Origin of the sequence: Metapseudomonas otitidis (genome assembly GCF_900111835.1) — a bacterium.
Lineage (GTDB): Bacteria > Pseudomonadota > Gammaproteobacteria > Pseudomonadales > Pseudomonadaceae > Metapseudomonas > Metapseudomonas otitidis.
Genome location: NZ_FOJP01000023.1, coordinates 20,692 through 43,553 on the forward strand (window position 1 = coordinate 20,692; position 22,862 = coordinate 43,553).

The following is a 22,862-nucleotide window of genomic DNA, read 5'->3' on the forward strand; positions in this document are numbered from 1 at the left end:
GCCGGCTCGACGAGCCGGCGGTATCGATGGAGCGGTCAGCCGCCCTTGGCCTGCTTGTAGAAGGGCATGACCTTCGGAATCGCCGCCTGCAGGGAAGCGATCCGCGAGCTGGACGAGGGGTGGGTGCTCATGAACTCCGGCGGAGCCCCTTCGCTGGCCTTGCTCATCTTCTGCCACAGGCTGATGGTCGCGTTGGGGTTGTAGCCGGCGCGGGCAGACAGCTCGAGGCCGATCAGGTCGGCCTCGTTCTCGTTGGCGCGGCTGTTGGGCAGCGTCATCAGGTATTTCACGCCGACGTTGGCCAGTTGCAGGTTTTCGTTGCTCACCCCCAGCAGCGAACCCAGCTGGGTCCCCATCTGTAAGGGATAGGCCTTGGACATGGCTTCACGACCGTGCTCGCGTAGGGCGTGGGCGATCTCGTGGCCCATCACCGCTGCCAGCTCGTCGTCGGTGAGTTTGAGCTGATCGATCAGCCCGCTGTAGACGATGATCTTGCCGCCCGGGCCGCAGTTGGCGTTCAGCTCGTCGCTGTCGATCACGTTGGCGTCCCAGGCCCATTGGGCCGCGTCGGGACGGAACACGGACACCTGTCCGATCAGCCGCTTGGCAATGGCCGAGACGCGCTTGGCGTTGGCGCTGCTCTTGTCCAGCACGCCGGCCTGGGAGGCCTCGTTCAGGGTCTCCTGATAGGACTGGGCGTACATCTGGTTCACCTGCTGCTCGGACAGCATGCTGAACATGTACTGCTTGCGCTCGACACCGACGGCGCCGCCGCTGGTGGTATTCACGGCCTGGCATCCTGCCAGAAGGACGGACAGCGCGAGGCTGCCGAGGAAAAGGGGCTTGGCCACTTGTCATTCTCCTGCTTGAACTGCGCGGTACTGTAAGGACCGGACCGATACCAGGCAACCAGGAAGCGGACTAGTGGCCAGGTGACTATCTTTTGTTGTGACAACGGGCTCATGCTCCCGCCCGGTCCGGCCGATAAACCCAGCGCTGGCTGAATAAAGACGCGAACGGAGTTCCCATGAAATTCAGATCGATCCAGTTTTCGGTAGCCACCCTGGCCGGTGCCAGCGTGCTCGCCGTGGTAGTCGCCCTGGTGCTCTACGCCCTCTTCGCCGGCGCCCGGACCCAGGAGCTGGTGCAGTCCCGGACCGAAACCCTGCTGGAGCAGGCCATCGCCGACCGCCTGCAGTCGCTGGCCGCCGCCCAGGTCTCGGACATCCAGCGCGAGCTGGCCGCGCCCATGAGCATCGCCGCCACCGTCGCCCAGACCAACGCCCTGCTGGGGCAGACCGCCGAGGACGGCAGCCCGGCGCTCAGTGCCTCCCGCAAGGAGCTGCTCAACCTGCTGCGCCACCTGCTGTCGAACAATCCCAAGCTGATCGACCTCTATGTCGGCTGGCAACCCAACGCCTTCGGCAACGACGCCGACAACATCGGCACCCCCGGCCACGACGAGGCCGGCCGCTTCATGCCCTGGTTCTACCGCGACGGCAACGCCCTCAAGGTCGAACCGCTGGGCGCCACCCTGGAAAGCGAGAAGCTCCTGCCCACCGGCGTGCGCGAGGGCCAGTACTACCTGTGCCCGCGCGAAACCCTCAAGCCCTGCGTGGTGGACCCGGCCCCCTACGAGTTCGCCGGCAAGATGGTGATGCTCTCCAGCTTCAACGCGCCGATCCTGGTCAACGGCCAGTTCAAGGGCGCAGTGGGTGCGGACCTGTCCCTGGACTTCATCCAGCAACTGCTGGTCGAGGCCAACAAGAAGCTCTACAACGGTGCCGGCGAGCTGGCCCTGCTGGCCAACAACAAGCGCCTGGTGGCCTACACCGCCAACGCCGCCAAGCTGGGCGAGCCGGCCGACCAGGTGCTGGGCAGCGTGATCGCCGACAACCTGCGCAACCTCAGCGGTGACCAGCCGGCCTACGAGATCGACCGCGAGAACGGCCGCATCTTCCTGCTGGTGCCGTTCAAGGTCGCCGGCACCGATTCGCGCTGGATGCTCAGCCTCAACCTGCCGCTGGAAACGGTGATGGCCGACCTGCAAAAGCTCGAAGGCGACCTCACTGCCCAGCGCGACAGCGACATCCTCGGCATGAGCCTGGTGGGCCTGCTGATCGCCGCCCTGGGCCTGGTGATCATCTGGTTCGTCGGCTACGGCATCGCCAGCCCGCTGCGGCAGATGGTGGCCATGCTCGACGACATCGCCAAGGGCGAGGGCGACCTCACCCGCCGCCTGCATTCCGACCGCGCCGACGAACTGGGTGCCATCGCCAACGGCTTCAACACCTTCCTCGCCAAGCTGCAGGCGATGATCAGCCAGGTGGTGACCTCGGTGCAGAAGGTCAGCGACTCCTCCGAGCACACCGCCGACATCGCCATCCGCACCAACCAGGGCGTGCAGAAGCAGCTGGCCGAGATCGAACTGGTGGCCACCGCCGTCCACGAGATGACCGCCACCGCCCAGGACGTGGCGCGCAACGCCACCCTGGCCGCCGAGGCGGCCAACAACGCCGACCAGGCCGCCAACGACGGCAAGCGCATCGTCCAGAGCACCACCGGCGCCATCAGCGCCCTGGCCGAGGAGATCGCCCGCGCCGTGGGCGTGGTGCAGAACCTGGCCAAGGACAGCGAGAACATCAACGCCATCCTGGTGGCCATCCGCGGCATCGCCGAGCAGACCAACCTGCTGGCCCTCAACGCCGCCATCGAGGCCGCCCGTGCCGGCGAGCAGGGCCGCGGCTTCGCCGTGGTGGCCGACGAGGTGCGCAACCTGGCGCAGAAGACCCAGCAGGCCACCGAGGAAATTCAGACCATGATCCAGCAGCTCCAGCAGGGGACGCGCGACGTGGTGCGGGTCATGCAGGACAGCCAGACCAAGACCGACACCAGCGTGCAGTCCGCCAGCGAGGCGGCCCAGGCGCTGGAGTCCATCACCCAGGCGGTGTCGGTGATCAACGACATGAACACCCAGATCGCCAGCGCCGCCGAGGAGCAGAGCGCCGTGGCCGAGGACATCAACCGCAACGTCACCAACATCGGCCAGGTGGCCAACGAGGTGGCCGGCGGCGCCGACGAAGCCTCCGCCGCCAGCGCCGAGCTGACCAAGCTGGCCGAGCAGCAGCGCCGGCTGATCAACCAGTTCAAGGTCTGACCCACGTCACCTCCCCGGCCCACAGGGCCGGGGAGGTCTCCGGAAGATGAACGGCCCGGCACTTCGTCGGAAACGCCCCGTCCCCGCCCCGCCCCTCCGTTAGACTCGCCGCCGTTTTCGTGGCCCGCCCCGGGCCCGCTGGTCGTAGTCGCAGGCTGTGCCTGCCGCGGAGTTGATGATGTCCCTGCAGGCACTCTGGTCCCTCTACCAGGCCCACCCGCACCAGGCGGTCAACGGCCTGGCCCTGTTCTTCGCCGTCATCGGCAGCTGGCTGCTCATGGCCACCCGGCTGCGCGAGCAACGCGCCTCGGCCCGCCTGGTGGTGGAGAGCGATCTGGAAGAACTGGAGCAGGACGCCCCGGTCGACGAACGCAGCCAGAAGATCAACCGCTTCTTCTACGCCTTCGGCAGCTTCACCCTGGCCGTGGCCCTCGGCGTGTCCTGGGCCAGCACCCAGCTCTGACCGCGTAGCCCGCTGCAGAATGAAAAACGGCGACCCGAGGGTCGCCGTTTTGCTGTGGCCTGTTCGCCCTCAGAGCGGCAGGCCCGCCTGGGTGCGGTACTGGTTGCGCACCGGGTTGGCGTACTGCAGCACCAGCCACGGGCGATGCGCCTCGGGGCAGGCGTTCAGGCGGCGCTGCCACTCGGCCCGCGCACGGGCAATCTCCTCGGCCCCGAACAGGCTTTCCAGCGCCGGCACGGCCAGTGCCTCGTCACGCCCCTCCCACATCGCGTAGGCCAGGTAGTGCACCGGGAAAAGGCGGTAGCCGGTGAGGATGCGCCGGTCCATCTCCGCCGCCAGCTGCTTGGCATCCACCGCCTCGTCGACGATCTCGCCACCGAAGGCCACGTGCACCCGGCCCTTGTAGCCGGTGATGCCGAGGGCGATGCTCGCGTCATCCTCGCCCGGCGCCTTCTCGTAGCCGCCGGTGGTGGCGCGGATGTACAGCTCGCGGGCCTTGGCCTGGTCGCAGGGGTCGTATTCGTAGCTGATGGACACCGGGACGATGTGCAGGTCGCGGACCACGTCGGCGAACGCCTCGTCCTTGCGGCTCATGTGGAACATCTTGAGGATCGCCGAATCGGTGCGGTCATCCCCGTCCTTGGCGCGGCCCTCCGCCTGGGCGATCCAGATCGACTGGCCGTCCTCGCGGATCGAATGGTTGATGTAGGCGGACAGCAACTGGTAGGCCGCCAGCTTCTCGCGGCGCCCGGCCAGGTTGCGGTGCACGATGAAGCTCTTGTTCAGGCGCATCAGGTCGCTGACGAAGGGCTTCTGCAGCAGGTTGTCGCCGATGGCGATGCGCGGCGTGGGGATGCCGGCGTGGTAGACCGCGTAGTTGACGAAGGCCGGGTCCATCACGATGTCGCGGTGGTTGGCGACGAACAGGTAGGCCCCGCCGGGCTTGAGCCGGTCCACCCCGGAGTAGGTGACGCCGTCGGTGGCACGCTCGATGGTGGTGTCCACGTAGGGCTCGATCTTGTCCTGCAGCGCATGCACGGACTCGATGCCCTGGAACTCACGGCGCAGCCGATGGGCTATAACAGGCCTCAGCAGCCAGCCCAGCGGACCCGCCAGCCGGGGGAAGCGGTAGCGGGTGAGCGTCCCGATGAAGGCCGGGTCGGCGAACAGGCGTGCCAGAACCGCGGGCACCTCGGCGTCGTCATAGGGTCGGATGGCTTCGAATTCGCCCATCGTGTTCTCTTGTTCTGCTGCGGCTGTGGATAAGGATGTGCCCCGCAATCCGGGGCCAGAAGTAGACCGGCGATTATACCTTCAAGTCACAGGGGAATATGGCGACATGCTGGAGACACAAGCGTACGACTGCCCATATTGCGGCGAAGCGGTGGACACCCTGCTCGACCTGTCCGGCGGCGACCAGCAGTACATCGAGGACTGTCCAGTGTGCTGCCGGCCCATCGTCTTCGACCTGCGCACCGACGGGCTCGACTGGAGCCTGGACGTACGCCGGGAGGACGAGTGATGCAGCGCATCTACGAGCCCCACGACCTGATCGAGGCCCAGCTGCTGCTGGGCATGCTCGCCAGCGAGGGCATCACCGCCCACCTGGCCGGTGCCCACCTGCTCGGCGGCGTTGGCGAACTGCCCGGTGCCGGGCTGCTGGGGCTGATGGTGGACGAGGCGGATGCCGAACAGGCACGGTGCCTGATCGCCACGTACAATGCCGCCTCGCCCGTGCCCGGGGACGAGCCGGAAGGCTGCCCCGGCACCCTGTTGTGCTGAACCGAGAAGCCCATGTCCGGACGTTTCGCCCTGTTCCGCTGGTCCCCCGACTTCGCCGCCCTGCCCGGCTTCCCCGCCGACCAGCGCCCGCACTGGAACCTCGCGCCGAACATGCAGGTGCTGATGCTACGCCAGCAGGACGGCATCCAGCGGCTGGACCTGGCCCGCTGGGGCCTGACCCCGGCCTGGCTGACCGACCTGTCGCGCACCCCCGCCCACGCCCGGGCCGAGACGGTGGCCGAACAGCCGATGTTCCGCGACGCCCTGCGCCGCCGCCGCTGCCTGGTACCGGCCAACGGCTTCTATGAATGGCGCGGGGTGCGCAAGCGGCCCTATTGGGTCAGCGGCGAGACCTCCCTGCTGCATTTCGCCGCACTCTGGGAGCCTTTCCCGGTCGGTGACACCGAGTACCTCAGCCTGGCCCTGATCACCCGCCCGGCCGCCGACCTGCGCCGCCCCCTGGTGCTGGACGCCGACGGCCAACGCACCTGGCTGGACGCCAACACCCCGCAGGAAACAATCCACGCCCTGCTCGACGGCCCCACCCCGCCCCTGCGCGAACGTGCCCTGGCCACCCTGGTCAACGACCCGAAGCTGGATGGTCCCGAGTGCCTGACCCCGGCCTAGGGCGAACCGCAGGCACAAAAAACCCGGCTCAAGGCCGGGCTTCTCGTCATCGACAGGCTTACTGCAGGAGCAGCTGGCCGATGGTCGGGTCCTTGAAGGCGCGGGTCAGCGCATCGCTCAGGACATTGCTCACCAGCTTGGTGTTGGTCTCCTGGTTCGGCGCGGTGCCGAAGCGCTGGTTCAGCGAAGCACCGTAGCGGCCGCTGTAGCGACGGGTGGCGTTCTGCACGTCGACGCGGAAGGTGGCGCTGATGTCCGCCTCGGTCACGTACATGCCTTCCTTGGGCGACTGGTACTTCAGCTCGGCCAGGGTCAGGGTCAGCTGGGGAGCGTTGTAGGCGTTGGGCGACGGGGTGAAGCCCAGCAGACGCACGGCGGCCTCGGCTTCGGCCTGCAGGCGCGGCAGGATGTCCTGGCCCTGCACGGTCACGTTGCTGGTGTCGGCGTACAGGCCGCCACGGGTGCCCAGCACCGGGGAAGGACGACCATCGGCGACCCGCACCACCACCGGCTGGCCCTGGCCGACCGGAGTCAGCGGGCCGGTGAGCTTGGGTTGCGGGCTGAGTTGTTGCGGGCTGAGGGCACAGCCGACCAGGGTCAGGCTGAGGGCGGCCAGCAGGCCGAGCAACGCGCGGTTCAGCATGCTTGATTCTCCAGGTTCGGAAACGAAAGGCCGGCAGTATAAGCGAGCCGGCGGGCCCGCCGACAGAGCACACGCCGATGGCGTTCTGACAGCGCCCGGGGCCGCGCGGTTCCTGTCATGACCCTGTCACGCCCAAGTGGGATAACGGTGCCGAACCCAAGGAGAGCCCGACGATGATGTCACTCTGGTCCCTGCTGGCCCCCCGCGCCAAACCCCGCCACTTCGCCCTGCTGGACGAGGCCGGTATCTGCCGCGGCCTGCACCAGGCCACCCAGGCCCCGGTACGCGGTCACTGGGTCGAGGTGGACGAGCCCTCCCCGTCCTGGATCGGCCAGCCCCTGCCGGTGCGTGCACGCCTCTCCCAGGCCACTCGGGACGCCCGCAGGCCCCGCGCGTTGGCGGCCTGACCGATGGATGAATAAAAGTCACGGGAAACGCTCAACACGCCCGCTTTCTCCGCTACAATCGCCCCCCGATTATAAGGTCGACTCCTGATCGGGCCCCGCAACACCCGCCGCGCCTCGCGCCGGCACTTCACACAGCCCCACAGAGAGCCGCCCACTATTCGCGCTGCCAACTACTGGCCTGCTGCTGTTTCCGCCCGATATGCAAACGCTTTTGCATGGACGTAGCGTGTCATCGCGCGATGGAAGCGGCCTGCCTCCAGGCAGGCGATTCTTTTGAGGTTCACGTCTCCAAAAGAGCGTGAGATGACGGTTTTTCACTACTTCACGAGAGAGTGGCGAGCAATGGCGCAAAACGAGAACGAAGCAGTGGACGTGTTGCTGGTCGGGGCCGGCATCATGAGCGCCACCCTGGCGACACTGCTGAAGGAACTCGATCCGGGCATCAAGCTGGAAATCGCGGAACTCCGCGAATCCGGTGCCGTGGAGAGCTCCAACCCGTGGAACAACGCCGGTACCGGCCATGCCGGGCTGTGCGAACTGAACTACACCCCCCAGGCAGCCGACGGCTCCATCGACATCAAGAAAGCGGTGCTCATCAACACCCAGTTCGAAGTGTCCAAGCAGTTCTGGGCCTACATGAGCGGGAAGCCGGCCTTCGGCAGCGCCCGTGACTTCATCAACCCGGTTCCGCACCTGTCCTTCGTGCGCGGCAAGGACATCCCGTTCCTGCGCAAGCGCTTCGAGGTGATCAGCCAGCACCACGCCTTCTCGCACATGGAGTATTCCGAAGAGCGCGAGACCCTGGCCAAGTGGATGCCGCTGATGATGCAGGCCCGCCCGGCCAACGAAGCCGTGGCCGCGACCCGTGCCGAGAACGGCACCGACGTGAACTTCGGCGCCCTGACCAACAAGCTGCTGGCCTACCTGACCACCCTCCCGGGTACTGCGGTCAGCTACTTCCAGAAGGTCACCGGCCTGAAGCGCACCGACAGCGGCTGGTCGGTCAGCATCCGCAACACCCAGAACGGCAGCACCCGTGAGGTGTCCGCACGCTTCGTCTTCCTCGGAGCCGGCGGTGGCGCCCTGCCGCTGCTGCAGATGTCCGGCATTCCGGAAGGCAAGGGCTTCGGCGGCTTCCCGGTCAGCGGCCAGTGGCTGCGCTGCGACAACCCCGAGGTGGTCAAGCGCCACCAGGCCAAGGTCTACAGCCAGGCCGAAGTGGGCGCCCCGCCGATGTCCGTGCCGCACCTGGACACCCGCGTGGTGGATGGCAAGAAATCCCTGCTGTTCGGGCCCTACGCCGGCTTCACCACCAAGTTCCTCAAGCACGGTTCCTTCCTCGACCTGCCGCTCTCGGTACGTCCCGGCAACCTCGGCCCGATGCTGGCCGTGGCCCGCGACAACATGGACCTGACCCGCTACCTGATCAAGGAAGTGATGCAGTCCCAGGAGCAGCGCCTGGACGCCCTGCGCAAGTTCTACCCGGACCTGGATCCGGCGGACTGGCGCCTGGAGATCGCCGGCCAGCGCGTGCAGATCATCAAGAAGGACGCCAAGAAAGGCGGCATCCTGCAGTTCGGCACCGAGCTGGTCTCGGCCGAGGACGGCAGCATCGCCGCCCTGCTGGGCGCTTCCCCGGGTGCTTCGGTCACCGTGTCGATCATGCTCAACCTGATCGAGCGCTGCTTCGGCGAACAGGCCCGCTCTGCCGAGTGGAGCAGCAAGCTGAAGGAGATCTTCCCGGCCCGTGAAAAGGCGCTGCAGGACGACGCCGAACTGTACCGGCAGATCAGCCGCCAGTCCGACGCCCGCCTCGGCCTGATCGACGCCCAGGCACCGGAAGCCACCGCTTCCGCCGGCTGAGCCGGGTGCCAAAGAAAAAACCGCCCTTCATGGGCGGTTTTTTTTATGGCCATGCCGACTCTCCGTTACGACCGCTGCTTACCAGGCCAGCGGGCGCTCCTCACTCTTCCAGAACAGCCACCGCCGCCGCTCCCGGTGATTGCCGGTGCCGATCTGCCACGCCGGGCGCCCGGCTTCCAGGTCGATGATCGACACCACCCCCGCGTAGCTGGCCACCACCAGGGTGCGGCCGTCGGCGGACAGGTCCATGGCGCTCAGGGTCGAGCCCAGGTAGTGCTGCCACACCGCATTGCCCGCCGCGTCCACGCAGCGCAGGTAGCCATAGGCATCGCCGAGGACGAAGCGGTCGCCCATGGACACCCCGGCATACACCCGCGCGCCCGGTTCGATCAGGGTCACGCCCTCGACGTCCTCGTAGTAGTCGGAATCCAGGCCCGGCGCGCGCGCCAGGTCCACGGCGATGGTGCCGCCGTTGTAGAAGTGGCAGGCATTGAAGGCCACGCTGCGGCCATCGCCGCTGAACAGCGCGAAATGCGGGTACTCGCCGTGGGGGCCGATCTGGGCGACGGGGTTCAGCTCGCCGTCGAACAACTGGTGGCGCCCGTCCTGCGCACCGAAGGCGATCCAGCGGCCATCCGCCGACACCGCGCCATGCTCCATGGACAAGCCGGTGCCCTGGGGCTCGTCAGGCTCGGCGGACTCCAGCAGCATGGCGTTGTCCGGGTACAGCCGCCGAGCGCCGTCGGCCGCCAGCACGAAGATGCCGTCGGCACTGACCAGCAACACGCGCCGGCCATCCGGGAACGGCTGCAGGCGCGTCGGCCGGGGGAAGCCCTCGATGGGCTGCAGCGCCACGCCCTCCGGGGCGTTCTCGGTGCCAAGGGGCCAGGCACAGCGCAGCATCTCGGGGCCCTCCCAGCCCTCACGCACCACCACGCCGGCGGCATCGGCGGTGGCGTAGAACCGGCGGTTCGGGCAGGCACCGAAGTACTCCAGCCCCGGCAGCTCCTCCACCCGGTCGGCGTGGATGCGCACCACCCGGCCGGCTTCCCAGGTGGCACCGACGCGGGCGAGCACCGAACCGTCGTCCAACAGCGCCAGCTGGGCGATGCACTGCCCTTCCTCGTTGACGTGCCCGAACAGCGGCTCGTGGGCCGGCGGCCAGGCGTCGCGCAGTGCCTCCACCTGCCCATTGCGGTTGGCGTCGCGCAACGCGTCCAGCAGGTGCGGCACCAGCGCCTCGCGCCCCTCGGCGCTGGGCTCCTTGCCGGCGTTGTCCCAGCCGTCGCGCTGGCCGCGCTCCACATAGGCGTTGATCGCCTGGGCGTAGGCGAGGGTCTGTTGCTGCCACTGGCGCTGGGCGTCGTCCCTGGTCATGGTTCACTCCATTCGGTTCGGGGGTTCGTGTGCTGGGTCACGGTTTTTCCGCGGCCCATATATGCAGAAACCCGCACGAGGGCGGGTTTCCGGTGGACAGGTCGTAGCGCGTCAGCCACGGGCCGCCTGGACGGCTTCGATGTAGGGCTCGGCCTGGCGCTGGTCGCGGATCAGCGCGATGAAATCCTGGCCCTGGGCGTCACGGGCATCGAGGTCCAGGCCCGCTTCACGGAAGAAGCCGAGGAAGCGCTCGAAGTCGTCGATGCGCAGGCCACGGTAGGCCTTGACCAGCTTGTGCAGGGAGGACGGGGTGCCGTCGGCGGGCTCGAAGTCGAGGAACAGCTTGATCGCGTCGTCGCTCATCTCTTCGCCAATCACCTGCTTCTTGTCTTTGCGCATCGTTCGCTCTCTCTGGCCGCACGTTGGGGGCCGGCAGTGTACCCCCGGGCCGGGCCGGGGCTCAACGCACCCGCACCGGCCCCAGGTGCAGGTCGGCCCACACGTGGCCGTTGGGGTAGCTGAGGAACTGGCAGTAGATCGGCCCGCCGTTGCGCAGCAGGTCGAGCACCGGGCGGTACTGGGACAGCGGGTAGTTCAACGTGAGGGTGCGCGACTCGGCGTCGTAGGCGGCCTTCTTCAGGCTCTTGCCGTCCGCCTCGAAGTGGATCAGCACCGTGCTCAGGTCACCGGCCCTGGCCGCCTTGCTCACCGGTTTGGCGCGCAGCTTGACCAGGGTCGGCGTGGTGATCGGGATCGGCTGCTGGCTGGACTGGCGCTGGTTGCCGAGGGTGACGCTGAAGTCCACCACCTGCAGCAGCACCTGCTGGTCCGGCTGTTCGCTGCGCAACCCGGCATCGTCGGGTGGCAGGAAGGCGGCGTGGGGCGGGGCGGCGGGAGCGGTCGGAGCCGGCGCGGCGGCCAGCGGCAGGCTGGTCAGCAGCAGCAGGGCACAGGCAAAGCGGGTACGGCGAGACATCGGCAACTCCCGGCTGGGTCAAGCCGGGCACTCTAGGGGCTGTCGCTTCCCTGACGCAAGCCGCCCGATCAACACCGCTCAGTGGTGACCGCCCTATAATCCGGCCTTCAGCCAAGGAGCCGCCATGACGCCCAACGTGCCGCTGTTCGCCGCCCTGCGCCAGACCCTGCGTGCGGGCTATTCGTGGAAGAGCCTGCGGGGCGACCTCGGCGCCGGGGTCACCGTCGGCATCATCGCCATCCCCCTGGCCATGGCGCTGGCCATCGCCGTGGGCGTGGCGCCGCAGCACGGGCTCTACACCGTGCTGGTGGCGGCGCCGCTGATCGCCCTCACCGGCGGCTCGCGCTTCAACATCTCCGGCCCCACCGCCGCCTTCGTGGTGATCCTGCTGCCGATCACCCAGCAGTACGGTCTCGGCGGCCTGCTGCTGTGCACGCTGATGGCCGGGCTGATCCTCCTGGCCATGGGCCTGGGCCGACTCGGGCGGCTGATCCAGTTCATCCCCTACCCGGTGATCCTCGGCTTCACCGCCGGCATCGGCATCGTCATCGCCACCCTGCAGGTGAAGGACCTGTTCGGCCTGAGCCTGCCGCACACGCCGCAGCACTACCTGGAGCAGGTGGAGCTGCTGGCCCTGGCACTGCCCGGCGCGCACCTGGGCGACACCCTGGTGGCGATGGTGTGCCTGGCGGTGCTGCTGGTCTGGCCGCGCTTCGTGCCCAAGGTGCCGGGCCACCTGGTGGCCCTGGCGGTGGGCGCCCTGCTGGGCCTGCTGCTGGAGGCCCTCGGCCTGCCGGTGGCGACCCTGGGCGAGCGCTTCAGCTACACCCTGGACGGCGTGAGCCACCCCGGCATCCCGCCCTTCCTGCCGGACTTCGCCTGGCCGTGGAACCTGCCCGGCGCCGATGGCCAGCCGCTGCGGCTGTCCTTCGAGCTGATCCGCCAGCTGCTCGCGCCGGCCTTCGCCATCGCCATGCTCGGCGCCATCGAATCCCTGCTCTGCGCGGTGGTGGCCGACGGCATGGCCGGCACCCGCCACGACCCCAACGCCGAGCTGGTCGGCCAGGGCCTGGGCAACCTGGTGGCGCCGCTGTTCGGCGGCATCACCGCCACCGCCGCCATCGCCCGCACGGCGGCCAACGTCCGCGCCGGGGCCTTTTCGCCCCTGGCGGCCATCATCCATGCCGGGGTGGTGCTGACCGCCATGCTGCTGCTCGCCCCGCTGTTCAGCTACCTGCCGATGGCGGCCCTGGCCGCGCTGCTGGTGATGGTGGCGTGGAACATGAGCGAGGCACGCCATGTGCTGCACACCCTGCGCATCGCCCCGCGCAACGACGTGGTGGTGCTGCTGGTGTGCCTGGTGCTGACGGTGCTGTTCGACATGGTGCTGGCGGTGGGCGTCGGTCTGCTGCTGGCGGCGGGCCTGTTCATCAAGCGCATGAGCGAGCTGACCGACACCCAGCCCATGCCCGGCCATGCCCAGCGCGCGCTGGGAGAACTGCCGGCCAGCGTGGTGCCCTACGTGATCAGCGGCCCGCTGTTCTTCGGCGCAGCCGACAAGGCGCTGAGCGTGCTGCGCATGCTCAACCCGCAGGTACGTGTGGTGGTGGTGGAGATCAGCGCCGTGCCGCTGCTGGACATGACGGCCCTGGCGGCCCTCGAAAGCCTGCTGGAGGACTACCGCCGGCAGGGCATCGGCCTGGTGCTGGTGGGCACCACGCCGCGCGTGCGCCTCAAGCTGCGCCGCGCCGGCATCCGCCGCGAGGAGGGCCGCCTGGCCTATGTGCAGACCCTGGAACAGGCGCGGGCCAAGGCGCTGCGCTGGGTGGGTGAGCCGGCGGGGTGAGTCAGGGGAACTGCGCGCGCATCCAGGCCAGGTAGTCCGTGACACCCGGTTCCCCTTCCCAAGGGGCGATGTAGGTGCCGGGCTGGAGGCCCACCGCCAGGCGGTGGCAGGGCTCCTCCATGGCGTGCAGGTTGTGGTGCTGGCGCAGGCGCGGGCTGGCCGCGGCGCCTGCGGCCAGGCCATCGAACAGCGCCTGGTCGAGGAAGCGCGCGGCCACGGGGGTCACATGCCCTTGACGGCGAAGATGCCGGCGGCGTTGCGCCAGTAGCCCTTGTAGTCCATGCCGTAGCCGAAGATGTAGCGGTCTTCGCAGTCCAGGCCCTTGTAGTCGGCCTTCAGGTCCGGGCGGGCCTTGCGGTCGTGGGTCTTGTCCATCAGCACGGCGGTGTGCACGCGTGCGGCACCGGCGTGTTTGCAGAAGTCGATGATGGCGGCGAGGGTGTGCCCCTCGTCGAGGATGTCGTCGATGATCAGCACGTCGCGGTCGATGAAGGAGATTTCCGGCTTGGCCTTCCAGAACAGCTCGCCGCCGCTGGTTTCATTGCGGTAGCGGGTGGCGTGCAGGTAGGACAGCTCCAGGGGGAAGGCCAGCTTGGGGAGCAGCTTGCCGGCGAAGATCAGGCCGCCGTTCATCACGCAGAACACCACCGGGTTGCGTTCGGCCAGGTCGACGTTGATCGCGGCGGCGACCTGGTCGATGGCGGCCTCGACTTGGGCATCGGTGAACAGGCAATCGGCTTCGGCCATTACCTGGCGGATGTGGGCGAGATCGACGGGCATGGCGAGGGTTCCTCAGGTCGGCTGGTCGGGCCCCGCTTCCGACGGAAGCTGTCCGGGGCGTCAATAAAAAAAGGGCGCAACGTTACCCATCCGCCCTCCTCCCGGCAAGCCCTGCCGGACGAGTGAGCGATGGTGCGCCAAGCGCGCCCGCAGAGGAAGCCCGCGGCCCTGTGACCCATGAGTCATCTCACGACATGGCACGGGCAATGCTTTAATCTATCGCGATTTTTTTGCCAGCCCGCCGGAGTGATTCCACATGCCCATTCGAGAGATCCGCCACCCGCTGATCCGCCACAAGATCGGCCTCATGCGCCGCGCCGACATCAGCACCAAGAACTTCCGCGAACTGGCCCAGGAAATCGGCGCCCTGCTCACCTACGAAGCCACCAACGACCTGCCCCTGGAGAACTACGAGATCCAGGGCTGGGCCGGCCCGGTGCAGGTGGAGAAGATCGCCGGCAAGAAGATCACCGTGGTGCCCATCCTGCGCGCCGGCATCGGCATGCTGGACGGCGTGCTCAGCCTGGTGCCGGGGGCCAAGGTCAGCGCCGTGGGCGTGGCGCGCAACGAGGAAACCCTCGAAGCCCACACCTACCTGGAGAAGCTGGCGCCGGAGATCAACGAGCGCCTGGCGCTGATCATCGACCCGATGCTGGCCACCGGCGGCTCCATGGTCGCCACCATCGACCTGCTCAAGCGTGCCGGCTGCCGGGAAATCCGCGCGATGGTGCTGGTGGCCGCGCCGGAGGGCATCAAGGTGGTCAACGACGCCCACCCGGACGTGATGATCTACACCGCCTCCATCGACCAGAAGCTCAACGAACATGGCTACATCATCCCGGGCCTGGGCGATGCCGGTGACAAGATCTTCGGCACCAAGCAGAAGGACACCTGATCCATGAGCGACGACTACAACGATCCGCTCTGGCGCCAGGTGCTGTCCGGCGCGCAGATGCTCTTCGTGGCCTTCGGCGCCCTGGTGCTGATGCCGCTGATCACCGGCCTGGACCCGAACGTCGCACTGTTCACCGCCGGCATGGGCACCCTGCTGTTCCAGCTGGTGACCGGGCGCCAGGTGCCGGTGTTCCTGGCATCGAGCTTCGCCTTCATCACCCCCATCATCCTCGCCAAGGGCCAGTTCGGCCTGGCCGCGACCATGGGCGGCGTGGTGGCGGCGGGTTTCGTCTACACCTTCCTGGGCCTGGCGGTGAAGATCAAAGGCACCGGTTTCATCGACCGCCTGCTGCCGCCGGTGGTGATCGGCCCGGTGGTGATCTCCATCGGCCTGGCCATGGCCCCCATCGCCGCCAACATGGCCATGGGCAAGGGCGGTGACGGCACCCAGCTGATCCCCTACGGCACCGCCATGTGGATCTCCATGCCGGCCCTGCTCACCACGCTGATCGTCGCGGTCTTCGGCAAGGGCATCTTCCGCCTGGTGCCGATCATCGCCGGCGTGCTGGTGGGCTTCGTCCTGTCCTTCTGGTTCGGCGTGGTGGACACCGCCAAGATCGCGGCGGCGCCCTGGCTGGAGCTGCCCAACTTCGTCGCCCCCGAGTTCAACTGGCAGGCCATCCTGTTCATCGTCCCGGTGGCCCTGGCCCCGGCGATCGAGCACATCGGCGGCGTCATCGCCGTGGGCAGCGTGACCGGCAAGAACTACCTGAAGACCCCGGGCCTGCACCGCACCCTGCTGGGCGACGGCCTGGCCACCTCGGCCGCCGGCCTGTTCGGCGGCCCGCCCAACACCACCTACGCGGAAGTGACCGGCGCGGTGATGCTGACCAAGAACTACAACCCGAAGATCATGACCTGGGCGGCGGTGTTCGCCATCGGCCTGGCCTTCATCGGCAAGTTCGGCGCCATCCTGCAGAGCATCCCGGTGCCGGTCATGGGCGGCATCCTCTGCCTGCTGTTCGGCTCTATCGCCGCCGTGGGCCTGAACACCATGATCCGCCACCAGGTGGACCTGGCCGAGGCGCGCAACCTGGTGATCGTCTCCGTCACCCTGGTGTTCGGCATCGGCGGCATGCTGGTGGGCACCGGTACCGGCCAGGACGACTTCGGCCTCAAGGGCATCGCCCTCTGCGCCATCGTCGCCATCGCCCTCAACCTGATCCTGCCCGGTCACCAGACCTGGAAGCACAAGGCTGCGGACGACACACCGGACATCTGAGTCCTGCCCCAATAAAGAGCCCCGCCATCGCGGGGCTCTTTATTGGGGGCTCGTGCAACACCACACGGGCCAACCGACAACGCGCAGGGTGGGCTTCAGCTCACCATTCCCCCCTCCCCGGATCAGGCATCCGCCAGCTTCACCGCCGGCATCACGCTGGGCGCCACCCATTGCTTCAGCCGCTCGACACTCTCCCGATACGGCTTGAGGCCCATCCACAGCAACACCACGGAGCTGCCCACCGCCAGGGTGGTGACGATCAGCAGCGACCAGCGCAGGGCCAGGTCATCGGCGAAGATGAAGTCGGTGACCAACGCCACCGCCGTGGGGCCGAGCCCGAGACCGATGAGGGTGATGACGAACAGGTAGATGGCCGAAGCCTGGCCGCGCATGGTGTTGGGCATGATCTCCTGGATCGCGGCCGGCGCCACGCCGAAGGGCATGCTCAGGCAGAACACCGTCGGCGCCATCACCACGGTCACCCAGGCGGCATCGTCGAGGAGCGGGAACAGGATCACCAGCGGCAGCGCCCCCAGGGCGGCGAGCAGGCCGACGCGCATGTTGGCGTCGCTGCGGCCGCGCTTGGCCATCCAGTCCGCCAGGCGCCCGCCGAACACCACGCCCAGGCAGCCGAACACCGCCACCAGGGAGCCGTAGACGACGCCGACGTGCCCGGCATCCCAGCCGTGGGTGCGGATGTAGTAGGTGGGAATCCAGGCCGCGCTGCCGTAGCCGGCGAAGGACAACCCGGCGAAGCCGAGGTTGTGGCACAGCACCGTGCGGCGGTTGCTGCGCAGGTAGCGGCCGACTTCCGACAACGGCACCGCGACGCCGGAGCCGACGCCCCGCCGCTCGGGCTCGCGCACCGCCAGCATCAACAAGGTGAACAGCACCCCGGCGGCGCCGAGGATGAGGAAGATCAGCTGCCAGGGCCGCACGTCCCCCAGCAGCGGCAGGTGCACGTCGCCCTGGGCCGAGGCGAACTTGATCACCAGCCCGCCCACCAGGAACGCCAGCCCAGAACCCAGGTACACCCCCATGGAATAGACGCTGATGGCGGTGGCACGGCGCTCCCGGGGGAAGCTGTCGGCGATCAGCGAATAGGCCGCCGGCGACAGGGCTGCCTCGCCGACGCCCACGCCGATGCGGCAGACGAGGAACTGCCAGTAGAGCTTGGCCAGCCCGCAGGCGGCGGTGGCGGCGCTCCAGAACAGCACGCCGATGGCGATCAGCCCGCGTCGGCTGCGGGTATCGGCCAGGCGCCCGAGGGGGATGCCGCACACGGTGTAGAACAGCGCGAAGGACAGCCCCATGAGCAGGCTCATCTGGGTGTCGCTGATGACCAGGTCGCGGCGGATGGGGCCCACCAGCAGGTTGAGGATCTGCCGGTCGATGAACGACAGCACGTACGCCACCATCAGGATGGCGACGGTGGTCCAGGCTCGCAGGCCCGAGGGATAGCCGTTGTTGTTGTTCTGCATGGGCTCTCCTCGGCGCCGCCGGTGCGGCGCACGACGGGTGGAAGGAGCGCCCAGCTTAGGTGCAGGCGGGATGAGGCAGCGGCCTTATAGGCCAGGCGAATGCCCGGGCTGCCCCCGGGCTGATGCTCAGAGCAGGCGCTGGGCCTTGCCGGAAAGACTGGCCAGGGCCTGGGCCCATTGCGGGTGGTCGTTCATGCAGGGCACCAGCACCAGGTCCTCGCCGCCGGCGGCGATGAACTGCTCGCGCCCACGGTCGCCGATCTCTTCCAGGGTCTCGATGCAGTCGGCGACAAAGGCCGGGCACATCACCAGCAGTTTCTTCACCCCCTGGGCCGCCAGTTCGTCGAGGCGGCTTTCGGTGTAGGGCTCGATCCACTTGGCGCGACCCAGGCGCGACTGGAAGGACACCGACCACTGCCCCGGCTGCAGCCCCATGCGCGCGGCGAAGCCTTCGCTGGTGCGGTAGCACTGGGCGCGGTAGCAGCGGGCGAGCACCTGGCCCTCGGCGCGCTGGCAGCAGTCCGCGCCCTTCAGGCAGTGGCTGCCGCTGGTGTCGGCCTTGTGCAGGTGACGCTCGGGCAGCCCGTGGTAGCTCATCAGCAGGTGGTCGAAACCCTGCTCCAGGTGCGGGCGGGCACTGGCCACCAGGGCGTCGAGGTACTCGGGCTGGTCATAGAAGGGGTCGAGCACCTGCACCTGGAGCTTGAGGCCATGGGCCGCGATGACCCGGCGCGTCTCCTGCTCGACGGTGGTGGTGGTGCTGTCGGCGAACTGCGGGTACAGCGGCGCCAGCGTCACGCGCTTCACGCCCTGGCGCACCAGCTCCTGCAGGGTGTTCTCGATGGAGGGCTCGCCGTAGCGCATCGCCAGGGCCACCGGCCCGTGGGGCCAGAACGGCCGGGTGGCCTCTTGCAGGCGGCGGCTGAGGGTCACCAGTGGCGAGCCCTCGGGCCACCAGATGGAGGCGTAGGCATGGGCCGACTGCGCCGGCCGCTTGATCAGGATCAGCGACACCAGCAGGCGGCGCAGCGGCCAGGGCAGGTCGATGACGTAGGGGTCCATGAGGAACTGGTTGAGGTAGCGGCGCACGTCCTCCACCGAGGTGGACGACGGCGAACCCAGGTTCACCAGCAGCAGCGCGTGATCGGTCATGGAACATCCTTCTTGGGCCCGACCAGGTCAGCCAGCGCCCGGTCGAGGTCGTTGAAACGAAAGGTGAAGCCGGCCTCCAGCAATCGGCTGGGCAGGGCCCGCTGGCCGCCGATCATCAGGATCGACATTTCCCCCAGCAGAAGCCGCAGCACCGCGGCCGGCGTCGGCAGCCAGACCGGCCGCCCGAGGGCACGGCCCAGGCTGCGGGCGAAGTCGGCGTTGCGGGCCGGCTGCGGCGCGCACGCATTATAGGGACCGCTCGCGCCGTCCAGCCGCAAAAGAAAATCCATCGCGGCGATTTGATCTTCCAGATGAATCCACGGCCACCACTGGCGTCCGCTGCCCATGGTGCCGCCGAGGCCGAAGCGGAACTGCGGCAGCAGGCGCGACAAAAAGCCGCCACGGGGCGACATCACCAGGCCGATGCGCAGCAGCACCACGCGGATGCCCAGGGCTTCGGCGTCACGGGCGGCGTCTTCCCAGGCCTGGCACAGCTCGCTGGCGAAATCGCCTTGTCCGGGCGGGGCGTCCTCGCGCAGCTCACGCTCACCGCCGTCGCCGTACCAGCCCACCGCCGAGCCGTTGAGCAGCAGCGCCGGGCGCTGGCTGCGGGTACCCAGCCAGGCCACCAGGCGCTCGGTCAGCGCCACGCGGCTGGCCAGCAGGCTGGCCTTGCGGGCACGAGTCCAGGGGCGGTCGGCAACGGGTTGGCCGGCAAGGTTCACCACCGCGTCCAGCGGGCCGTCCCCGTAGTCTTCCAGCCGGGCGATGCCACGCACCGAAGCGGTGCACAGGCGCGGTACATCCTGGGGCCGACGGCTCAAGACCGTCAGTTGGTGGCCTTCGGCAACCCAGCGCCGGCACAGGGCGCTTCCAATAAGCCCAGTACCGCCGGTCAGCAATATGTGCATGGCATCCTCCTCGCATGGCACCAACTGGAAATATCGCCCTAGTCTGAATCATGACGGGGCACAGGTTGGCTCCATCACGGTCACACCCCTTGAAGGCATCGCGATTGGAACCGATCATCCCTGTACAATTCAAGCAATCTGTACAGGTTTGTCAGCCCGACCTGCAGTCACGCACAAAGGTATCGAGGTAGACCATGAACACACCCATCGCAATCATCGGGACCGGCCTCGCGGGCCTCTCCGCCGCCCAGGCGCTGAGCGCCGCCGGGCATGCCGTGCAGCTCTTCGACAAGAGCCGCGGCAGTGGCGGACGCATGGCCAGCAAGCGCAGCGACGCCGGCTCCCTGGACCTGGGCGCGCAGTACTTCACCGCCCGCGACCGCCGCTTCAACGAAGTCGTCCAGCAATGGCGCGAACGCGGCTGGGTCGCCGAATGGACGCCCACCCTCTACAACTTCCGCAACGGCACCCTCGCGCCCTCCCCGGACGAGCAGGTGCGCTGGGTCGGCACCCCACGCATGAGCGCCATCACCCGGGCCCTGATGGGCGCGCTGCCGGTGAACTTCAGCTGCCGCATCACCGAGGTGTTCCGGGGCGAGCAGCACTGGAGCCTGCTGGACGCCGAGGGCCAGAGCCACGGCCCCTTCAGCCACGTCATCATCGCCACCCCCGCGCCCCAGGCCACCACCCTGCTGGCCGCCGCCCCCAAGCTCGCCGGGGTCGCCGCCAGCGTCGCCATGGAGCCCACCTGGGCCGTGGCCCTGGCCTTCGAGAAGCCGCTGGAGACGCCCGTCGAAGGCTGCTTCGTGCAAGGCAGCGGGCTCGACTGGGTGGCGCGCAACCGCACCAAGCCGGGTCGCGACAACAGCCAGGACACCTGGGTGCTGCACGCCACCAGCGCCTGGAGCCGCCAGCACCTGGACCTGCCCAAGGAAGCGGTGATCGAGCAGCTCTACGGCGCCTTCGCCGAGCTGATCGGCTGCGCCGTGCCGCCGCCGGCCTTCACCCTGGCCCATCGCTGGCTCTATGCGCGCCCGGCCCAGGCCCACGAATGGGGCGCCCTGGCCGATGCCGACCTGGGGCTCTACGCCTGCGGCGACTGGTGCAGCTCCGGCCGCGTGGAAGGCGCCTGGCTGAGCGGGCAGGACGCCGCCCGCCGCCTGCTCGAACACCTCTGACGGTCGCGCACCGTCCCACCGGCGACCCCGGACAGGTCGCCGGGAAAGTTGTACAAGGCTATTGATTTGTACAACGGCACGCCTATGATGAACACAGGTTGTACAAACCACAGAACCTGTACAAGTTCATCCGAGGCACCGCATGTCCAGCGCCCCCACCGCCCAGCCCCCCAAGATCGGCATCAGCGCCTGCCTGATGGGCGAGGAAGTCCGCTTCAATGGCGGGCACAAGGAATCCCGCCTGTGCAGCCAGTTCCTCGCCCGCCACCTGGAATTCGTCCGCGTCTGCCCGGAGGTCGGCATCGGCCTCGGCACGCCGCGCCCGACCCTGCGCCTGGTAGGCGACCCCGCCGCCCCGCGCGCCGTGGGCAGCCGCGACGAGCGTGACGTCAGCGATGCCCTGCGCGACTACGGCCGGCAGACCGCCGAGCGCCTGGACGACCTGGACGGCTTCATCTTCATGCAGAAGTCGCCCTCCTGCGGCCTCTACCGGGTCAAGGTCTACCAGGACAACGGCTACCCCGCCGAAGGCGGCGGGCGCGGTCTGTTCGCCGAGACCTTCTGCGCCGCCCGCCCTGACCTGCCGGTGGAGGAAGAAGGCCGCCTGTGCGACCCGGTGCTGCGGGAGAACTTCCTCACCCGCGTCTACGCCCACGCCGAATGGCGCGCCCTGCAGGCCGAGGGGCTGACCCGGCGCGGCATCCTCGAATTCCACGCCCGCTACAAGTACCAGCTGATGGCCAGCGACCCCGCGCGCTACCGCGCCCTGGGGCGGATGCTCGGCGGCATCGGCGAACACCACCCCGAGGAACTGGCGCCGCGCTACTTCAGCGAGCTGATGAAGGGCCTCAGCCGCTGCGCCACCCGGGGCACCCACAGCAACGTCCTGCAGCACCTGTCGGGTTACCTGAAGGACGCCCTGTCCCGCGAGGAGAAGGCCGAAATGCAGGCCCTGATCGACAAGTACCGAGCCGGCATCGTGCCGCTGGTGGTGCCCATGACCCTGCTCAAGCACCACTTCGCCCGCCACCCGCACCCCTACATCGCGCAGCAGGCCTACCTGCAACCGCATCCCGAAGACCTCAGCCTGCGCAACGCCATCTGACCATGGACGAACAGGACGACATCCCCCTCGACGCCGAGTGCCAGGCAGCCCTGGAACGCGGCCTGCTGCCGATTCGCGACGTATCGCGGCTCACCGGCGTCAACGCCGTGACCCTGCGCGCCTGGGAACGGCGCTACGGCCTGGTGCTGCCCCACCGCACCGCCAAGGGCCACCGCCTCTACGACGCCGGGCACCTGGCGCGCATCCGCGCCGTGCTCGCCTGGCTGGACCGCGGCGTGCCGGTCAGCCAGGTCAAGGCGCTGCTGCGCGGCGGCCAGAGCCCGGACATCGACATCACCTCCCAGTGGGACGAACAGCGCGCCAAGCTGCTGGAAGCCATCGACGCCCTCGCCGACCGGCGCCTGGACGAGCGCTTCAATGCCGCCCTGTCGCTCTACCCGCCCCACACCCTGTGCCAGCAGCTGCTGCTGCCCCTGCTCACCCAGCTGGAAAGCCGCTGGCGCGACCAGTACGGCGCACGGCTGGAGCGGGTCTTCTTCAATGCCTGGCTGCGCAGCAAGCTGGGCACCCGCATCCACCACAACAACCGCCAGAACAGCGGCGCGCCGCTGCTGCTGATCAACCCCTGCGAGCAGCCGATGAACCCCGGCCTCTGGCTCACCGCCTGGCTGGCGAGCAACACCGGCTGCCCGGTGGAGGTGCTGGAGTGGCCGGTGCCGGTGGCCGAGCTGCCCCTGGCCCTGGCCCGCATGGAGCCCCGCGCCCTGGCCTTCCACGCCGACCACGCGTTGAACGGGCAGCTGCCGCGCCTGCTGATGGGCCACGCCTGCCCGGTGCTGCTCAGCGGCGCCGCCGTGCGCATCCACCGCGAAGCGCTGGCACCGCTGGAACACGACCATCCCGACATCCACCTGGCCGACGACCCGGTCGCGGCCCTGAACACCCTGTACGGGCTCGGCCTGCTGGCCGGCTCCTGA

General features: G+C 68.5%; 23 protein-coding genes and 1 pseudogene. 13 read left to right on the plus strand and 11 right to left on the minus strand.

The genetic code is table 11. The features are described from left to right. Window positions 1–35: 35 nt before the first annotated feature. Window positions 36–851 (minus strand): M48 family metallopeptidase, encoded by an 816-nt coding sequence (locus BM198_RS25450; RefSeq protein WP_074973456.1) that lies wholly within the window; start codon window positions 849–851, stop codon window positions 36–38. 176 nt (window positions 852–1,027) lie between these two features. Here BM198_RS25450 and BM198_RS25455 point away from each other — a divergent pair, with 176 nt between their 5' ends. Continuing rightward, entirely contained in the window at window positions 1,028–3,157 is a 2,130-nt protein-coding gene (locus BM198_RS25455) for a methyl-accepting chemotaxis protein (RefSeq protein ID WP_074973458.1), read from the plus strand. 178 nt (window positions 3,158–3,335) lie between these two features. After that, on the plus strand, window positions 3,336–3,620 hold the full coding sequence (locus BM198_RS25460) for a hypothetical protein (protein ID WP_069562258.1): 285 nt from the start codon (window positions 3,336–3,338) through the stop codon (window positions 3,618–3,620). A 69-nt stretch (window positions 3,621–3,689) separates the two neighbouring features. Here BM198_RS25460 and BM198_RS25465 read toward each other — a convergent pair whose 3' ends face one another. Beyond that, complete coding sequence (locus BM198_RS25465; protein ID WP_044407403.1) at window positions 3,690–4,853, minus strand: 1-acyl-sn-glycerol-3-phosphate acyltransferase; 1,164 nt, start codon at window positions 4,851–4,853, stop codon at window positions 3,690–3,692. Between the two features lie 106 nt (window positions 4,854–4,959). Between BM198_RS25465 and BM198_RS25470 the strand changes: the two genes are divergently transcribed. From BM198_RS25470 to BM198_RS25480, 3 genes are read left to right on the plus strand one after another with little or no spacing between them, the layout of a single operon-like run. Next, on the plus strand, window positions 4,960–5,142 hold the full coding sequence (locus BM198_RS25470; RefSeq protein WP_074973461.1) for a CPXCG motif-containing cysteine-rich protein: 183 nt from the start codon (window positions 4,960–4,962) through the stop codon (window positions 5,140–5,142). Continuing rightward, window positions 5,142–5,402, plus strand: a complete 261-nt coding sequence (locus BM198_RS25475; RefSeq protein WP_074973463.1) for a putative signal transducing protein — start codon at window positions 5,142–5,144, stop codon at window positions 5,400–5,402. Before BM198_RS25470 ends, BM198_RS25475 begins: the two co-directional genes overlap by 1 nt. Before the next feature lie 12 nt (window positions 5,403–5,414). Continuing rightward, on the plus strand, window positions 5,415–6,029 hold the full coding sequence (locus BM198_RS25480) for an SOS response-associated peptidase (RefSeq protein ID WP_074973465.1): 615 nt from the start codon (window positions 5,415–5,417) through the stop codon (window positions 6,027–6,029). 58 nt (window positions 6,030–6,087) lie between these two features. Here BM198_RS25480 and BM198_RS25485 read toward each other — a convergent pair whose 3' ends face one another. Then, entirely contained in the window at window positions 6,088–6,672 is a 585-nt protein-coding gene (locus tag BM198_RS25485) for a YajG family lipoprotein (protein WP_044407415.1), read from the minus strand. A 173-nt stretch (window positions 6,673–6,845) separates the two neighbouring features. On the opposite strand from BM198_RS25485, the gene BM198_RS25490 reads away from it, so the two are divergent. Both BM198_RS25490 and mqo read left to right on the plus strand, forming a co-directional pair. Beyond that, a complete protein-coding gene (locus BM198_RS25490; RefSeq protein WP_074973466.1) occupies window positions 6,846–7,079 on the plus strand; it encodes a hypothetical protein in 234 nt (77 codons plus the stop codon). A 342-nt stretch (window positions 7,080–7,421) separates the two neighbouring features. Beyond that, a complete protein-coding gene (mqo, locus tag BM198_RS25495) occupies window positions 7,422–8,942 on the plus strand; it encodes a malate dehydrogenase (quinone) (protein WP_074973469.1) in 1,521 nt (506 codons plus the stop codon). A gap of 78 nt (window positions 8,943–9,020) precedes the next feature. Here the strand turns inward: mqo and BM198_RS25500 are convergent, their stop codons facing one another. The 3 genes from BM198_RS25500 to BM198_RS25510 form a co-directional block, all read right to left on the minus strand. Further along, window positions 9,021–10,319 carry a WD40 repeat domain-containing protein gene (locus BM198_RS25500; RefSeq protein WP_074973471.1) on the minus strand — a complete coding sequence of 433 codons (1,299 nt, stop codon included), beginning with the start codon at window positions 10,317–10,319 and terminating at the stop codon, window positions 9,021–9,023. 111 nt (window positions 10,320–10,430) lie between these two features. Beyond that, on the minus strand, window positions 10,431–10,718 hold the full coding sequence (locus BM198_RS25505) for a PA4642 family protein (RefSeq protein WP_074973473.1): 288 nt from the start codon (window positions 10,716–10,718) through the stop codon (window positions 10,431–10,433). 61 nt (window positions 10,719–10,779) lie between these two features. Further along, complete coding sequence (locus tag BM198_RS25510; protein WP_044407430.1) at window positions 10,780–11,295, minus strand: hypothetical protein; 516 nt, start codon at window positions 11,293–11,295, stop codon at window positions 10,780–10,782. Between the two features lie 124 nt (window positions 11,296–11,419). Here BM198_RS25510 and dauA point away from each other — a divergent pair, with 124 nt between their 5' ends. Next, a complete protein-coding gene (gene dauA / locus BM198_RS25515) occupies window positions 11,420–13,141 on the plus strand; it encodes a C4-dicarboxylic acid transporter DauA (protein ID WP_074973475.1) in 1,722 nt (573 codons plus the stop codon). Window positions 13,142–13,202: 61 nt separating this feature from the next. Here the strand turns inward: dauA and BM198_RS25520 are convergent. Both BM198_RS25520 and BM198_RS25525 read right to left on the minus strand, forming a co-directional pair. After that, window positions 13,203–13,358: pseudogene (locus BM198_RS25520) on the minus strand (WbuC family cupin fold metalloprotein); the annotation flags it as partial. Window positions 13,359–13,363: 5 nt separating this feature from the next. Further along, on the minus strand, window positions 13,364–13,921 hold the full coding sequence (locus BM198_RS25525; protein ID WP_044407436.1) for a hypoxanthine-guanine phosphoribosyltransferase: 558 nt from the start codon (window positions 13,919–13,921) through the stop codon (window positions 13,364–13,366). Between the two features lie 256 nt (window positions 13,922–14,177). Between BM198_RS25525 and upp the strand changes: the two genes are divergently transcribed. Continuing rightward, window positions 14,178–14,816, plus strand: a complete 639-nt coding sequence (gene upp, locus BM198_RS25530) for a uracil phosphoribosyltransferase (protein ID WP_074973477.1) — start codon at window positions 14,178–14,180, stop codon at window positions 14,814–14,816. A 3-nt stretch (window positions 14,817–14,819) separates the two neighbouring features. After that, on the plus strand, window positions 14,820–16,097 hold the full coding sequence (locus tag BM198_RS25535) for a uracil-xanthine permease family protein (protein ID WP_044407442.1): 1,278 nt from the start codon (window positions 14,820–14,822) through the stop codon (window positions 16,095–16,097). Between the two features lie 122 nt (window positions 16,098–16,219). Here BM198_RS25535 and BM198_RS25540 read toward each other — a convergent pair whose 3' ends face one another. The 3 genes from BM198_RS25540 to BM198_RS25550 form a co-directional block, all read right to left on the minus strand. Beyond that, window positions 16,220–17,578 carry a spinster family MFS transporter gene (locus BM198_RS25540; RefSeq protein ID WP_074973479.1) on the minus strand — a complete coding sequence of 453 codons (1,359 nt, stop codon included), beginning with the start codon at window positions 17,576–17,578 and terminating at the stop codon, window positions 16,220–16,222. A gap of 126 nt (window positions 17,579–17,704) precedes the next feature. Continuing rightward, entirely contained in the window at window positions 17,705–18,730 is a 1,026-nt protein-coding gene (hemH, locus tag BM198_RS25545; protein ID WP_044407447.1) for a ferrochelatase, read from the minus strand. Beyond that, window positions 18,727–19,641 (minus strand): TIGR01777 family oxidoreductase, encoded by a 915-nt coding sequence (locus BM198_RS25550; protein ID WP_044407450.1) that lies wholly within the window; start codon window positions 19,639–19,641, stop codon window positions 18,727–18,729. The genes hemH and BM198_RS25550 overlap by 4 nt, the downstream gene beginning before the upstream one ends. Window positions 19,642–19,835: 194 nt before the next feature. Between BM198_RS25550 and BM198_RS25555 the strand changes: the two genes are divergently transcribed. The 3 genes from BM198_RS25555 to BM198_RS25565 all read left to right on the plus strand — a co-directional run bounded on the left by BM198_RS25555 (window position 19,836) and on the right by BM198_RS25565 (window position 22,862). Next, window positions 19,836–20,819 (plus strand): NAD(P)/FAD-dependent oxidoreductase, encoded by a 984-nt coding sequence (locus BM198_RS25555; protein WP_074973481.1) that lies wholly within the window; start codon window positions 19,836–19,838, stop codon window positions 20,817–20,819. Window positions 20,820–20,961: 142 nt separating this feature from the next. Further along, window positions 20,962–21,924 (plus strand): YbgA family protein, encoded by a 963-nt coding sequence (locus tag BM198_RS25560; RefSeq protein ID WP_044404505.1) that lies wholly within the window; start codon window positions 20,962–20,964, stop codon window positions 21,922–21,924. Window positions 21,925–21,926: 2 nt separating this feature from the next. Further along, complete coding sequence (locus BM198_RS25565) at window positions 21,927–22,862, plus strand: MerR family transcriptional regulator (protein WP_074973484.1); 936 nt, start codon at window positions 21,927–21,929, stop codon at window positions 22,860–22,862.

Coding starts and splice junctions, on each gene's coding strand:
- BM198_RS25560 (WP_044404505.1), top strand. CDS start 20,962: ATGTCCAGCGCCCCCACCGCCCAGCCCCCCAAGATCGGCATCAGCGCC.
- BM198_RS25555 (WP_074973481.1), top strand. CDS start 19,836: ATGAACACACCCATCGCAATCATCGGGACCGGCCTCGCGGGCCTCTCC.
- BM198_RS25465 (WP_044407403.1), bottom strand. CDS start 4,853: ATGGGCGAATTCGAAGCCATCCGACCCTATGACGACGCCGAGGTGCCC.
- dauA (WP_074973475.1), top strand. CDS start 11,420: ATGACGCCCAACGTGCCGCTGTTCGCCGCCCTGCGCCAGACCCTGCGT.
- BM198_RS25540 (WP_074973479.1), bottom strand. CDS start 17,578: ATGCAGAACAACAACAACGGCTATCCCTCGGGCCTGCGAGCCTGGACC.
- BM198_RS25475 (WP_074973463.1), top strand. CDS start 5,142: ATGCAGCGCATCTACGAGCCCCACGACCTGATCGAGGCCCAGCTGCTG.
- BM198_RS25470 (WP_074973461.1), top strand. CDS start 4,960: ATGCTGGAGACACAAGCGTACGACTGCCCATATTGCGGCGAAGCGGTG.
- mqo (WP_074973469.1), top strand. CDS start 7,422: ATGGCGCAAAACGAGAACGAAGCAGTGGACGTGTTGCTGGTCGGGGCC.
- BM198_RS25505 (WP_074973473.1), bottom strand. CDS start 10,718: ATGCGCAAAGACAAGAAGCAGGTGATTGGCGAAGAGATGAGCGACGAC.
- hemH (WP_044407447.1), bottom strand. CDS start 18,730: ATGACCGATCACGCGCTGCTGCTGGTGAACCTGGGTTCGCCGTCGTCC.
- BM198_RS25485 (WP_044407415.1), bottom strand. CDS start 6,672: ATGCTGAACCGCGCGTTGCTCGGCCTGCTGGCCGCCCTCAGCCTGACC.
- BM198_RS25455 (WP_074973458.1), top strand. CDS start 1,028: ATGAAATTCAGATCGATCCAGTTTTCGGTAGCCACCCTGGCCGGTGCC.
- BM198_RS25500 (WP_074973471.1), bottom strand. CDS start 10,319: ATGACCAGGGACGACGCCCAGCGCCAGTGGCAGCAACAGACCCTCGCC.
- upp (WP_074973477.1), top strand. CDS start 14,178: ATGCCCATTCGAGAGATCCGCCACCCGCTGATCCGCCACAAGATCGGC.
- BM198_RS25525 (WP_044407436.1), bottom strand. CDS start 13,921: ATGCCCGTCGATCTCGCCCACATCCGCCAGGTAATGGCCGAAGCCGAT.
- BM198_RS25565 (WP_074973484.1), top strand. CDS start 21,927: ATGGACGAACAGGACGACATCCCCCTCGACGCCGAGTGCCAGGCAGCC.
- BM198_RS25510 (WP_044407430.1), bottom strand. CDS start 11,295: ATGTCTCGCCGTACCCGCTTTGCCTGTGCCCTGCTGCTGCTGACCAGC.
- BM198_RS25550 (WP_044407450.1), bottom strand. CDS start 19,641: ATGCACATATTGCTGACCGGCGGTACTGGGCTTATTGGAAGCGCCCTG.
- BM198_RS25535 (WP_044407442.1), top strand. CDS start 14,820: ATGAGCGACGACTACAACGATCCGCTCTGGCGCCAGGTGCTGTCCGGC.
- BM198_RS25490 (WP_074973466.1), top strand. CDS start 6,846: ATGATGTCACTCTGGTCCCTGCTGGCCCCCCGCGCCAAACCCCGCCAC.
- BM198_RS25460 (WP_069562258.1), top strand. CDS start 3,336: ATGTCCCTGCAGGCACTCTGGTCCCTCTACCAGGCCCACCCGCACCAG.
- BM198_RS25480 (WP_074973465.1), top strand. CDS start 5,415: ATGTCCGGACGTTTCGCCCTGTTCCGCTGGTCCCCCGACTTCGCCGCC.